Origin of the sequence: Bacillus velezensis, from assembly GCF_001461825.1 — a bacterium.
Taxonomy (GTDB): Bacteria; Bacillota; Bacilli; order Bacillales; family Bacillaceae; genus Bacillus; species Bacillus velezensis.
Genome location: NZ_LLZC01000022.1, coordinates 47,847 through 61,342 on the forward strand (window position 1 = coordinate 47,847; position 13,496 = coordinate 61,342).

At 38.2% G+C, this 13,496-nt stretch carries 12 protein-coding genes and 2 pseudogenes; 8 read left to right on the forward strand and 6 right to left on the reverse strand.

The features are described 5' to 3' along the window. Positions 1-90 precede the first annotated feature (90 nt). Positions 91-810, reverse strand: coding sequence for a YebC/PmpR family DNA-binding transcriptional regulator (locus AR442_RS18790; protein WP_003155709.1), 720 nt, complete (start codon positions 808-810; stop codon positions 91-93). Positions 811-1,108: 298 nt separating this feature from the next. Between AR442_RS18790 and AR442_RS18795 the strand changes: the two genes are divergently transcribed. The 8 genes and pseudogenes from AR442_RS18795 to AR442_RS18830 all read left to right on the forward strand — a co-directional run. Continuing rightward, positions 1,109-2,977: a T7SS effector LXG polymorphic toxin gene (locus AR442_RS18795; RefSeq protein ID WP_053285268.1), complete on the forward strand. Its 1,869-nt coding sequence runs from the start codon at positions 1,109-1,111 to the stop codon at positions 2,975-2,977. A gap of 22 nt (positions 2,978-2,999) precedes the next feature. Continuing rightward, on the forward strand, positions 3,000-3,206 hold the full coding sequence (locus AR442_RS18800) for a bacteriocin immunity protein (RefSeq protein ID WP_014417133.1): 207 nt from the start codon (positions 3,000-3,002) through the stop codon (positions 3,204-3,206). Positions 3,207-3,403: 197 nt separating this feature from the next. After that, positions 3,404-3,880 (forward strand): antitoxin YezG family protein, encoded by a 477-nt coding sequence (locus tag AR442_RS18805; RefSeq protein WP_014417132.1) that lies wholly within the window; start codon positions 3,404-3,406, stop codon positions 3,878-3,880. An 83-nt stretch (positions 3,881-3,963) separates the two neighbouring features. After that, a pseudogene (locus AR442_RS20725) lies at positions 3,964-4,450 on the forward strand (immunity protein YezG family protein). A gap of 16 nt (positions 4,451-4,466) precedes the next feature. Continuing rightward, positions 4,467-4,928 carry an antitoxin YezG family protein gene (locus AR442_RS18815; RefSeq protein WP_014417130.1) on the forward strand — a complete coding sequence of 154 codons (462 nt, stop codon included), beginning with the start codon at positions 4,467-4,469 and terminating at the stop codon, positions 4,926-4,928. 33 nt (positions 4,929-4,961) lie between these two features. After that, a complete protein-coding gene (locus AR442_RS18820) occupies positions 4,962-5,432 on the forward strand; it encodes an antitoxin YezG family protein (RefSeq protein WP_014417129.1) in 471 nt (156 codons plus the stop codon). A gap of 44 nt (positions 5,433-5,476) precedes the next feature. After that, on the forward strand, positions 5,477-5,947 hold the full coding sequence (locus tag AR442_RS18825) for an antitoxin YezG family protein (protein ID WP_014417128.1): 471 nt from the start codon (positions 5,477-5,479) through the stop codon (positions 5,945-5,947). 91 nt (positions 5,948-6,038) lie between these two features. Continuing rightward, positions 6,039-6,298 (forward strand): annotated as a pseudogene (locus AR442_RS18830) (TIGR01741 family protein); the annotation flags it as partial. A 67-nt stretch (positions 6,299-6,365) separates the two neighbouring features. Here the strand turns inward: AR442_RS18830 and AR442_RS18835 are convergent. The 5 genes from AR442_RS18835 to rlmD form a co-directional block, all read right to left on the reverse strand. After that, positions 6,366-7,241 carry an ABC transporter permease gene (locus AR442_RS18835; protein WP_003155719.1) on the reverse strand — a complete coding sequence of 292 codons (876 nt, stop codon included), beginning with the start codon at positions 7,239-7,241 and terminating at the stop codon, positions 6,366-6,368. Next, entirely contained in the window at positions 7,242-8,195 is a 954-nt protein-coding gene (locus AR442_RS18840; protein ID WP_014417126.1) for an ABC transporter ATP-binding protein, read from the reverse strand. It lies immediately after the preceding gene. 262 nt (positions 8,196-8,457) lie between these two features. After that, positions 8,458-10,953, reverse strand: coding sequence for an FtsX-like permease family protein (locus AR442_RS18845; RefSeq protein WP_014417125.1), 2,496 nt, complete (start codon positions 10,951-10,953; stop codon positions 8,458-8,460). Then, the gene (locus tag AR442_RS18850; RefSeq protein ID WP_014417124.1) at positions 10,950-11,705 is read right to left on the reverse strand and encodes an ABC transporter ATP-binding protein; all 756 of its coding nucleotides are present in this window, start codon (positions 11,703-11,705) and stop codon (positions 10,950-10,952) included. Before AR442_RS18850 ends, AR442_RS18845 begins: the two co-directional genes overlap by 4 nt. Before the next feature lie 387 nt (positions 11,706-12,092). Beyond that, on the reverse strand, positions 12,093-13,472 hold the full coding sequence (rlmD, locus tag AR442_RS18855; protein ID WP_053285245.1) for a 23S rRNA (uracil(1939)-C(5))-methyltransferase RlmD: 1,380 nt from the start codon (positions 13,470-13,472) through the stop codon (positions 12,093-12,095). Positions 13,473-13,496: the final 24 nt, after the last annotated feature.

Below are 13,496 nucleotides of genomic sequence, written 5' to 3' on the forward strand. Positions count from 1 at the left end.
CAATAATTGCTTACGGAGATATACGATACAGGCCGACCGCATAAGCAAAATAAAAAGGCCGGAACTTATGCCGCCCCGGCCTGTTTGTCTTTATTCGCCTAAATCTACATTGTGATAAACCTGCTGTACGTCTTCCAGATCTTCCAGCACATCGATCAGCTTTTCAAATTGAGCTTTCGCATCTTCCGGAAGCTCGACTTCATTTTGCGCAAGCATCGTCAGCTCGGCAACCGTGAACTCTTCAACGCCGGCATTTTTGAATGCCTCCTGCACGGCATGGAATTGGTCAGGCTCGGCATACACGATAACACTGTCATCCTCTTCTAAAATATCGCGCACGTCCACATCAGCTTCCATCAGCAATTCCAGCGCTTCATCCGCCGTCTTGCCTTCAACGCCGATAACGGCGGTCGCATCGAACATGTAAGCGACAGACCCGCTCACACCCATATTTCCGCCGTTTTTCCCGAATGCGGCGCGCACTTCAGGCGCCGTGCGGTTTACATTATTCGTTAACGCATCAACGATGATCATTGAACCGTTCGGCCCGAAACCTTCGTAACGCAGCTCGTCAAAGTTCTCCTCCGCGCCGCCTTTCGCCTTTTCAATCGCACGCTCAATAATATTTTTCGGCACACTGTACGTCTTCGCGCGCTCAAGCACCACTTTTAACGCCTGGTTCGATTCCGGATCTGGCTCGCCCTGTTTTGCCGCCACATAAATCTCACGGCCGAACTTCGCGTAAATCCGGCTCGTATTTGCGTCCTTCGATGCTTTCTTTTCTTTAATATTGTTCCACTTACGGCCCATTTTGTTCCACTCTCTTTCACGAATTGAATCTGTATGATAAATACTCTGCTTCTATTATACCTCAGCGGTTAGGTTGTTTCGAGTGTAAGACATTAGAAAAAACAGGCACGCTTAAAATCACCGGAGCGCAGTAAGCCGAATGTGAGGGTTATCATACAAAACATAAAAAGCCCCCCTTCATACAGGAAGGAAGTCGCAAGCCAAAAGATTCATTTTATTCTTATTACCTATTTCCTACACTGTATATCCCGACTCACGTGGTAAAATTTTGATATCGAACAAAAGAAAGGATATGGTCATGAAAGTTTTCGAAGCAACCACCCTCCTCGCCGCCGCCAAACAGCGCGCGGGTGAATACAAAAAACTGCGCGGCCAGATGGTCAATCTGAAAAAAGCGTTTCAAGGCATGGCTGACCTCGATGACAGCGACTTCTCAGGCCGGGGCGCAAATAACATCAAAGCTTTTTTCCAGGACCAAGCAGGCGTTACTGACAGCTGGCTTGATCTGATCGATATGAAAATCGCATTTCTCACAAGCCTTCCCGGCAAGGTCGAAGACGCCGGACTTTCCAATTCGCATGTGGAGGAATCATTTCTGGAGCACGAGCTCACCCACGCCCTCAGTAAATCAAAGGCGATTATGGAAGAGCAGAAAAAGGACATGCGCTCCATCCTCGGAGAGATCGAAGACATCATCTCGCTTGATCTGTTTTCAACCGAAAGCACAGATCAGAAGCTCTCTTCAGCTGACAAAAAAAGAATCGAAACGATACATAAACTCGGCAAACTTGATCACGATCTAACGAAAGAATACGCAGAAACCGAAGCGAACGAACAGTTCATCCAAGCTGACTTCCAGCAGCTCCAAAACGCTACAGGCAAAGGAAAAGGCGCCACGCCGCTTCACTACAACGCCAAAGCGTACCGTGAAAGCGACATCCATAAGAAGAAAGGCGAGATTGCAAGACATTCAGATGCTTATTTGACGATTAAAAAGGAAGAAGCGAAAGAGCGGGAGATCAAGGATCTGAAGAAAAAGCTGGCCGATGGTGTCACCGATCCGGATGAATATTTGGAAATCGCGAAAAAGATCGGCTATGAAAACCTTGAACCCGCTCAGGTGCAATATGTGATGCAGCTTGAACAAGCAAAACAGCTCGAAGAAGTCGGAGAAACGGCTTGGGATATCGTTAAAGGAGTAGGCGTCGGCCTTTATGATGTCGGGAAAGACACCATAACAGGCGTCAAAGATCTGGCTGTCGGCGCATGGGATTTTTACCATCTCTCTGATGAACAAAAAGTCACTAAAACCATATCGGCTGTATTGAACACGCCCTCCTACGCAAAAATCATATGGACAAACCTGGCCGATTCGTGGAATGATAAAATGGTTAACGGAGATGCGTATTCAAGATCCCATTACATCACCTACGCCATCGGGAGCATTGTCGGACTCAAAGGTTCCGGCTCAGCTGTAAAAGTATCAAGCAAGCTCGCCAAAACAGGCGCCGCCAAAGTGGATAACGTCTTGGAAGCCGGAGAAAAAGCGGCTGTAAGACATGTGAAGACCGGGATTGAAAAAGGAAAAGACTATATCAATTCCGTTTCGAAAAATAAGTACGAACCCGCACTTGCCGGAATAGCACAGGATATTGAAAATACTCACAATGTGAAGAATACTCCTTTGTTAAAGAAAATTATAGAAGAAACTAAAGAATCTAGCATTCTGTTCACCAAAAGAAACATTCCAGGTGTTGCAACTGGTAAAGCAATTCCAAGCAGAGGGCTTCAGCTTCAAGAAAGACTAATGTACAATAATGGTAAATTAGGGGTTATCCCTCAAGAAGTACGTAAACAGCTCCTTGGAAAGGAGTTCAAATCATTTGATGAGTTCAGAAAAGAATTCTGGAAATCAATAGCAAACACTGAATATGCAAATGAATTTAATAAAAATAACATAGCAAGAATGAAAAACGGGAATTCCCCTATCGCGCCTAAAAAAGAGCATTACGGTAAACATAAGTCATATATTTTACACCATAAACAACCTATTGATAAAGGTGGGGATGTGTATAATTTAGATAACCTAATTATTACTTCTCCCAAAATGCATCAAGAGATACTAGATCCGGCTTATCATTTCGGAAAAAAAGGAAGTAAAAATTAAATGTAGAAAGGAAGAATTAGTCTTGAATAAAATGTCAAAAGAAGAATTAGTCTCATTGGTGAAAAAAATTATGAATCCTGAATTAGAAGATGAGGTTATTGGTAAATACATCGATTTATTAGAAGAAAATGTCCCTCATCCTGCACCAAGTGATTTAATTTTTTGGAGCGATGAAGAATACACAGCTGAGCAAATTGTGGAGATTGCTCTAAACTATAAAGAAGAGTAATCACACTATAGCCCGTAACCTTCAATAACAATCAAGATGTTTTGTCCAATTAGGACTCTAATGGTGAAATTTTAAAGTTCTCATATAATTTACACCGATGGACTTAAATAGTACCCCCACCGTCTATTGGTATTGGAATCTACAAAACAAAAATAGCTCTTCTCTACTGGGCTATTTTTGTTTCTGGAGATGATTTTATGGAGACTCAAAAAATGGATTTATTATGTCAAAAAACAGTAGAACAAAATAATGAAATGATTCCAGCAGAATGGGAAAGAGTTATTCTTTATGCGGAAATACTTGACGATTCATCTGAGGTTTTCTTTTATTTCAATACTCCACATAGTGAAGATTTTATCTATTCTCATAACATTCCTGAGCATTTCCATGTCAGTGAGGAGATTTATGAGGGGCTGTTATTTGACTTACATGACTTATTCGAAGAATTACGTAATGAATTTAAAGAAAACAATCAAGATATATGGACTAATCTAACACTTAATCTGGCGATAAGCGGAGAATTCTCGATAGATTATAATTATGAAGACGCTATTCAATCTCCATACACCATTTCTGAAAGGCAAACAATCTGGACTTATAAAAATGCAGGAAAATATCCTAAGAGTGAACCTTTAAAATCCTTTTTAGAACAATATCTAAGTTCTCAAAATTAAAATTTCCCCTCCTTTATTGGGGGGTTTTTTGATACAAATGATCCTTACAAATTACCAATTATAATGCTGGAGGCTGATTCTTTTTGGAAAATGAATTAAATGCATTATATAGAAGCATAGCTGAAACCGTTAACGAAATGATACCTGAACCATGGGAGAAATTTTTGTTCTATGCTCAGGTTTCAGAGACAGGCGGAGGCACTTACTTTTTTTATAATTCTCAAAATGAACCTAATCATTTTAAGTACAGTCTTGAAATTCCGTTTGAATTTGATATTGACGAAAATGAATTCGATCAGTATGAGATGGAATTATTTAAACTAAGCGAAAAATGAGAGATGTTTTCAGAGATCATGATCAAGAATTATTTTATTCCTTCACTCTTAGCCTAGAGAAATCAGGAAAATTAACTGTCAACTTTGATTATACAGATTGGTTTAAGACAGATTATAGTTTCAGTGATCAGCTTATCATCTGGAAATTTAAAAATTTAGGAGAAGAACCTAAGGATCCATCATTACAAAAATTAACAAAAAATATTCAGAAGAATATCCTGAAAATCCAATTTAATAAAGTTGGGATAATGATGTTAGAAAAAGCTTATCTAAAAATAACTGATGTCATAGGAAAAATAATTCCTTCTGAATGGAGCAAAGTTGTTCTTTATGCAGAAATACTAGACGGCTCCAGAGAAGTGTATTTTTTCTTTCAAACACCAGAAAACGATGAATATATATACTCTCACGACATTCCAGAACAATTTCAGGTCAGTAAAAAAATTTATACCGAACTACTACTAGACCTCCAAGAGTTGTTTAAGCAGTTACACACTGAATTTAAAGAAAATAATCCCGAAGCATGGACAAATTTGACACTGAATCTTGAAAGCTCTGGAACGTTTTCAATTGATTATGATTATGAAGATGTTATTGAATCTAGTTTGGACGAATACGAAAGACAAATGATTTGGGAGTACAATAACTTGGGTATTTACCCTGAAGATGAAGAGGACAAAGAATTTGTTAAGGATTATCTAAATATTAAATAATGGCTTCAACAATTCAAAGGTAGAGGATCATCAATGGAAACTCAAAAAATGGGTGAACTATATCAAAAGATTGCTGAACATCTAAATGAAATGATTCCATCTCAATGGGAACAGATCGCTTTATATGCTGAAATACTCGATAACTCGGCGGATATATACTTTTATTTTACAACACCAAATAACAGTGATTATTTATTTTCTCATTATATACCTGAACACTTTGATGTGAGTGAAGAGATTTACGATCAACTGCTAATTGAACTTCAAGAGCTATTTGAAAAACTAAAAGAAGAATTTAAACTAGGCAACCAAGATATTTGGACTAATCTCACTTTAAAATTAGAAAACACCGGAAAGTTTTCAATTGATTATAATGATGATGATGTTTTATCCTCTGAACTTGATGACCTTCAAAGACGAGATGTTTGGAAATATCAAAATCTGGGCATATTGCCAGCTGATGAGGAAGATAGAAAATTTATAGAAGAGTATCTAAACATATAATAAGCTTTCAAACGGCTAAAAAAATTAAAAAGGATTCTGATATTGTGGAAACTGAAAAGATGGGAGTACTGTATCAAAAAATAGCTGAGCAAATAAATGATATTATCCCCTCTGAGTGGGAGAAGGTTGCTCTTTATGCCGAAATTTTAGATGATTCTTCAGAAGTTTACTTCTTCTTTACTACTCCACAAAATCAGGAATATATATATTCACACGATATTCCTGAACATTTTAATGTTGATGAAGATATATATGACGAACTTCTATATGAGTTGCATGATTACTTTGAAGAGTTACGGGATGAATTTAAAACAAACAATGAAGACTTATGGACAAACCTCACTTTACATCTCGAACGAAGCGGTAAATTCTCAATTGACTACGATTACACCGATGTCATCGCCTCAGACTTAAACGGAACACAACGGCAAGTGGTATGGGAATATCAAAACTTGGGGATTTTGCCTGAAGATGAGGACGACAAAGAATTTGTAATAAACTACTTCGGTCTATAAATCAATAATGGCCCAGCCCTTCTTTGCTGGGCTATTTTTTATAACTAGGATTTCTAGACGATTGAAGGTGAAAAGGTTGGAAAATAAGAAAATGCAAGATCTGTACCAGATTATTGGTGAGAAATTAAATGACATCATACATTGTGAATGGACAAAAATATATTTTTATGCAGAAGTATTAGATGACTCTACCATGGTTCTCTTTCACTTCAAGACACCAAATGTCAACTGATTTATTCGCAAAATATACCAGTCCGATACAGTGTAAGTAAAGATATCTTCAAAACTTTTTCAAGAGAAATCCGAGAACTCTTTGAGGAATTAAGAATTGAGCACAAAAAGAATAATGATAAACAAAACAGGCAGCATCCAGTAAACGGATGCTGCCTGTTACATCGTTATGTATCGTCTGAAGAAGTCATTTATTTTGTTTTTTAAATATGAAAATAGATATGACGGTAAATATGATGGCTGTAATGACAATGACCCACAAGCTCGCAGCCGTACTGATAAAATGGCCGTTTAACTTGTAGACGATCCCGTAATGCTTTTCATATTCCTGTATTTGGTCCGCAGAAGCATGTTTAAATACTTTATCAACTGAGTCTGTCATAAACGCTTTTCTGAACAGAACAGCGGTGTGGCTGATAGGGAAATACATAATAATCTTCTGCACAAACACCGGTACGCCGCCGATCGGCACATATACTCCGCATAAAAAACCAATGGCTGTTCCGACAATCGTACTTAACGTCGAAAATGCATTTTGTGTATGAATAAACAGCGTTAAAAATAAATTTATGGAACTTGACAGTGCAACTGAAAGAATAATGATCCCCAATACTTCAAGTATATCTGTACCGCTTAAAAGCTTGCTGCCTGTTGAAACGAGAAAAATTTCACAGCCTAAAAAGGCGATGAAAGAAAAGATCAAGCCGATGACAAATGAATGAATGACATAGCTCAATTGGATGGTCGCCCTTGATAAAGGAGCTGTTAAAAAGTCATACGTTCTCTTACTTTCTTTATCTTTCACCATAATTCCGAAAGCGCCTAAAGTCGTTGTCACAGCTGTAATGGACAGCAATCCCGCCACCATCCATTCGTTCACCATTGCTTTGGAATCATCTGTCGAACCGACCAAGGCCTTAATGGCGTCCAGCTGTGTCTGCTGTAAGAACACGGCATATAACAGAATGACGATAAATACTGACAGCAAAGAAAGAAGCAAAAGCGTTCGATCACGGAAGTATATTTTTATATTTCTGCTGATTAAACTGGATAAAGACTTCATTTATGCAATGCTCCCCTTTACTGGCAAACTGCTTCCTTGTTCCTCGATAATATGGATAAACACATCATCCATATTCCCTTTAATCACCTCGAAAGATTCAATTTTTCCTTCAAGACCTTTCAAAATGTCCAGCGCATGGAGAGTGGACTCTACACGAAGAGAATAAATAGAGTTTTTAACCGTAAAATCCAGTTGTTTATTTTCAAACCATGCCGTCGGATCAACGCCTTGCTTAAACATCATATGCAGACTGTCAAACGCATATTGATCTTTCAGCTGACTCGGTGTACCCTCTGCGATCAGACGTCCTTCTTTGATGACCACAACGTTATCAGCCACAGCGGCCTCCTCCATGTAATGGGTCGTTAAAAAGATCGTCATGTTTGTTTCTTCCTGCAGCCTTTTAATCGCATTCCAAACAAATACTCTCGTTTGCGGATCAAGACCTGTAGTAGGCTCATCTAAAAATAATATAGTCGGTTTATGGATGATGGCACGGGCAATATCAGCTCTTCTTCTTTGTCCGCCTGACAAATCGCTGTATTTTTTCTCCTTAATATCATCCAATTTTAAATAGTCTGTTACAAACTGATAGTTCTCTTGCACTTGTGCCTTGCTTAAATGATAATATTGTCCGCGGTTCATGATATTTTCATAAACGGTCAATCGTTCATCCAAAATGCTCTCTTGGAAAACGACTCCGATCTTTTTGCGGATATGATTATTCTCTTTCCCCTCACCAAGCGTATAACCGTCTATTACCACTTTTCCGGATGTCTTTTTAATCAGCGTACAGAGAATATCGATAGTGGTCGATTTCCCTGCACCGTTCGTTCCCAGAAATGCAAACAGCTCACCGCGTTTGACAGAAAAGGATACCCCTTTCACTGCTTCAAATGATCCATATTTTTTGCGCAGATCCGTTACTGTAATAATGTCTTGTTCTTCTCCCATTCTGTTCACCTCGAAAAGTAAGATTCTATACCGTTGTTCACTAACTTTATATCGTCATTCCCGCCAGGATTTTCCTCATTTTTATCCAACTTTATTATGATTCCTGAAAATACCATCTTGATTACGCACATAAAAAGGCTTCTTTTCAGCAGCCTTTTTATCGTTTGATATGAACATAATGCTAATTCCCAACCTTATGCTCGTTCTTAATCTAATAATTGTTTATATCAATAAAACCATGTCACATGTTTTTACACTTTTTTCACTTATTATCTTGAGTAAGTTCTAAAGTTATTTTCTTGTTTCCTAACTTTGCTGCCAACGGAAGGAATATAATCAGTCCCATTAATAACATAAACCCTGAGATTAAACCGATAATTGAAAAATTAATATATATCTTCCCGGGGTCTATCAAGGAGATAACGACAGCTAATAAAGCACCGGAAAGCACACCTAAAAGCAGGCCAATAAAAAGATAAAGCAAAATTTGCGTAAGTATAACGTTGATGATTCCCCTTTTGCTTAAAGAAATGGTCCGTAAGATAGCGAATTCTCTTCTTTTCGAATTGATATTATTAATTAGCGAACTAAATACACCGATAGTAATACTTATCAGCATAACTGATATAACAACAATGAAGATAGACCATCTTTGATAAAACATATCCTTTGATTTTTTTAAAGATTCTTTATAGCTATTGATTTGGATTTCTGGAAACTGTCCTTTCATTTTCTCAAGTTTACCAATCATCTGTTTCGCATGATCTGTCTGGACAAGCAATTTAGAAAATACAGTGGCATCCGTTCTGTATTTTATTTCTTTCCAATCCATATAGACATCAGAATCCTTTAATCTATTCGTAATTGCCCCTATTTTATACTTTCCAGTACTAATAATTTTTTGATCTGTATCCGAGTACTTCCCAAGTTCAACAGTATCTCCTATTTTTAAACTGTGCTTCCCAGCAAAGTCCTCTGAAATGACAATGATATTCTTTTTATCATCTGGCAATCCAGTGAAAATTCCTAATTTCTGCATTCTTCCTAGATCACTTAACGAGTAATCAAATGTAATACTTCCATTGCCATTCATTAATTCTCCAGACGATTGAGTGCTAATTGAGCTTGTATACTCTATTCCATTTATTGCCTCTATTTCCTTTTCCAGTTCAATTGCGTTAATTGAAGATTTATCGCCCAGTCTGCTCGTTAGAACAACACTGGTAGGAAACTGCTCTTTTAATGCATTTTCCTCATTTTTTTGTATAGTGTTAAGCATTACAGATCCAAAAACCGTTATAATCATCATCGTACTGATTGTTAATATAACAAAAGTATTTTTTTTAACCTGTGGGATAACATTTTTAATCGCCACATACGAATTAACTCCTGAAATTTTCTTTATGATTGGTGCGAGGAACATTAATAACGGCCCTAAATAAACCGGAAATAACACGAATATACCTGTCAATAATAAGATAGAAGCCAGCAATAGACAAAATACTTGTCCTCCGTCCTCTTTAGGTATAAACTTCCCAAACAAAATTGTAATAACGCTAAGAATAACAAAAGATTTGCCAATGAACTTATTATACTTATATGTTCTGAAATTAATTTCCTCATTTTCCTGTATTACTTTGAGCGGAAGTATTTTTGTTATTTTCATTGTCGGCGATAGTAAAAACAGTTGAATAATTGTCATACAAATCAACATTATTAAAACCGCTAATTTAAAATTAAACGTAACACCAGAAGAAACATTAAATGAAAATATTTTTTCAAGCCAACCCCAGAGATACTGATTGCTAAACATGGCAAATCCAAGTCCCAGAATAGAACCGATCGAAGTTATGAAAAAGCTCTGCAGCAGAACAATTGAAAACAGTTGTCTTCCCGTAGCACCTATAGATCGCATAATCGCAAACTGATTTTTATATTTGTAGAGAAACATTTCAAAATTAGAAACAATGAGTAAAGATGTCACAATCATAGTTAAAAAAGAGAGGACTACGATAAAGATACTTAATGATTCTATATTGCTTCTCAGGAAAGGATCTTCTTCTGCAATATCTATCCTTAAGTCTTTTTCCTTCTTCTTAATCTCATTTGCTAATGACAATTTGTCTGTTCCGTTTTTTGCTTTAATCAATATGTAAGTAGCTTCAATGTTTTTTCCGAATTTTTTTGCAATAATGTTTTGCAAAGTATCGTGAGAAATCAGGAGGATATTGGGAGCAATGCCTGTAGAGTTCAGATCTTCAATTGTTTCCACAAGTTTGAAGTCTTTCCCTTCTGATTGTAAGTGATCCCCGACCTTAACCCCTAGTGATTCAGCTAACCCCTTGTTTACAATAAGTTCATTTTTCTTTATATTTCTCGTGAAATGGTACCTGCTTTTTGATAAATTGTCATTATTGACTCCAACTGTGTAAAAACTAGCCTTTGAATCAGATGTTCCTAGCTTTATCTGTGATACTAAAACACTGGATATTTGCTCTATGTTTTTATTTCGATGCAGATTTTCAACAAAATGTTTATCAATGATCTTTTGACTTCCGTTCTCATAACCAACAGATAAATCCATTTCTCCGTACATCTTGGAAACTTCATCTTTTAATGTCTGTTTTGCATTAAATGCAAATAAGGTCATAGAAATGATTAAAGAAACAGATAAAATTACACCGATAATGGATGTCAGTGTAATAAATTTATTGGTGCTGAAAAACCGCAGGGACAGACCAACTATATTCTTTTTCATTGGTCTCTCTCCATTATTTTTTGAAATTTATTAAGGATACTCGACAGATCTCCTTGTCCAAGACTTTTATATTCATCAACTATATTTCCATCATGAAAAAATAAAACTCTGTCAGAATATAACGCGACATTCGGATCATGAGTAACTATGATCATACTCTTATTAAGACGTTTCTTCATATCTACAAGCACATTTAATATATCCTGTGTTGTATTAAAATCCAAATTTCCTGTAAGCTCATCTGCTAATACAATAGGAGGCGAAGTAATCAGTGCTCTGGCAATCGCAACTCTTTGCTGCTGACCTCCTGAAAGTTGAATAGGCCGATGTCTTTTCCATTTTGTAAGGCTTACAAGCTGTAGCATTTCCTTTACTTTTTTATCTGCATCCTTCTTATTTATTCCCTTTAATACAAGTGGTAAAGCTATATTCTCCTCAACTGTAAGATCCTTCAATAGATTAAAAGATTGAAAGATAAAACCAATGTTATCCCTTCTATAGATCGTAGCTTTAGGTTCTTTAAAAAAGTCATTTGTTTCTTTACCATCAAGAATAACTTTACCGCTTGAGGGTTCATCAAGAGCACCGAGTATATTTAAAAGAGTGCTTTTACCTGAACCGCTTGTCCCCATAATTGCAAGCAGTTCACCATTCTTCAATTCAAAAGAAACTTTGTCTAATGCAGTTACTTCATAACCACTCCCTTTGTAGACCTTGGATAAGTTTTTAACTTCCAATACTTTATTAGCCATTTCACACCTCAATTAATCCAATTTCTTCATTATACCAGTTGGATTGGGATTGATACATCCGATAATAGAGTCCCTTTTGCTCCATCAAAGAATGAAAAGGTCACTATCTTTTTGATAGTCTCATTCGATCGCTATTCTACTCCGGATAACCCTCTGCAATATTTTTAAGTTTCCACTAATCCCCTTGCAACAAGTTATATTATACCAAAAATACAAATATATTTAAATTTTCCTATAAAATTTTCCGAATTTAAAATACATTGTTGTTACTAAGCTTTATCATCTGCATTAGGATTGTACAAAAAAAGATTGCAGAAGTTACTCTATGAGTAACACCACTGCAATCCGAAAAAAGTTTTAAAGAACGTATAAGAAGTTTAATTATTTTTATTTTCTTAGTATTAATTGCGCCACACACTCCACATGATTCGTATGCGGGAACATATCCACTGGCTGCACTTCTCGCGTCTGATACCCGCCATCCTCAAGCACCCGCAGGTCTCTTGCAAGCGTTCCTGGATTGCAGGATACGTACACCACCCGCTTCGGTTTCATGTCGATGATTGTCCGCAGGAGGGCTTCGTCACAGCCTTTTCTTGGCGGGTCGACGACGAGGGTGTCGGCCGTGATGCCTTCTTCATACCATTTTGGAATGACTGTTTCCGCTTCTCCGACTGCGAATTCCGCGTTTGTGATGCCGTTCAGCTCAGCGTTGCGTTTTGCATCCTCGATGGCTTCCGGCACGATTTCGACGCCGTATACTTTCTTCGCCTGCTTCGCTAAGAAGAGAGAAATGGTTCCGATGCCGCAGTAGGCGTCGATGACGGTTTCTTCCCCTTGCAGCTCCGCGTACTCAAGCGCTTTGTCGTAGAGCACTTTTGTCTGTTCCGGGTTGACCTGATAGAACGATCTGGCGGAGATGGCGAATTTGACGTCTCCGATGAGGTCGTAGATGTATTCTTCGCCCCAGATGACGTTTGTTTCGTTCCCAAAGATGACGTTTGTTTTGTTTGGATTGATGTTTTGCACGATGGATTTGACGTGCGGGAATTGCGCTGTGATGTCTTCGATGATTTTCGCTTTGTGCGGAAAATCGCTTGTTCTTGTGATGAAGACGATCATCATTTCGCCCGTGACGACGCCGTATCTGACCATAATGTGGCGGAGCCAGCCTTTGTGGCGTTCTTCGTTATAGGCTTTGACACCGTATGCTGCGCAGATGTCTTTGACGGCTTGGACGGCTTCGTCATTTTTGGATTGCTGGATCAGGCAGGCGCTCATGTCGATGATGTCATGGCTTCTTTGCTGATAAAATCCGGCGACGAGTCCGCCTTCTCTTTCTCCTACCGGCACCTGCGCTTTGTTTCTGTAGTTCCACGGGTCTTCCATGCCGAGCGTCGGGTGCACGGTGACTTTTGAGAGGTCCAGCTTGCCGATCCGTTCTAAGACGTCTTTGACTTGTTTCTGTTTAAACAAAAGCTGGCCTTCATAGGTCATGTGCTGAAGCTGGCAGCCGCCGCATTGTTTGTAGATTGGGCACGGGGCATCCGTTCTGTGCGGGCTTTCTTCCTTCAGCTCGATCAAACGGCCGAAAGCGAAGCCTTTTTTGACGCGTGTCACTTTGATTTGCGCTTTTTCCTCAGGCAGGGCGTTCGGCACGAAGATCGGAAAGCCCTGAACCTTTGCGACGCCCGCTCCTTCGTGCGTCAAATCCTCAAATGTCACATCATAGTATTCATTTTTTTCTATCGGGGGTTTCATTTTCATCTATAATCACCTCTAGTTTTACCA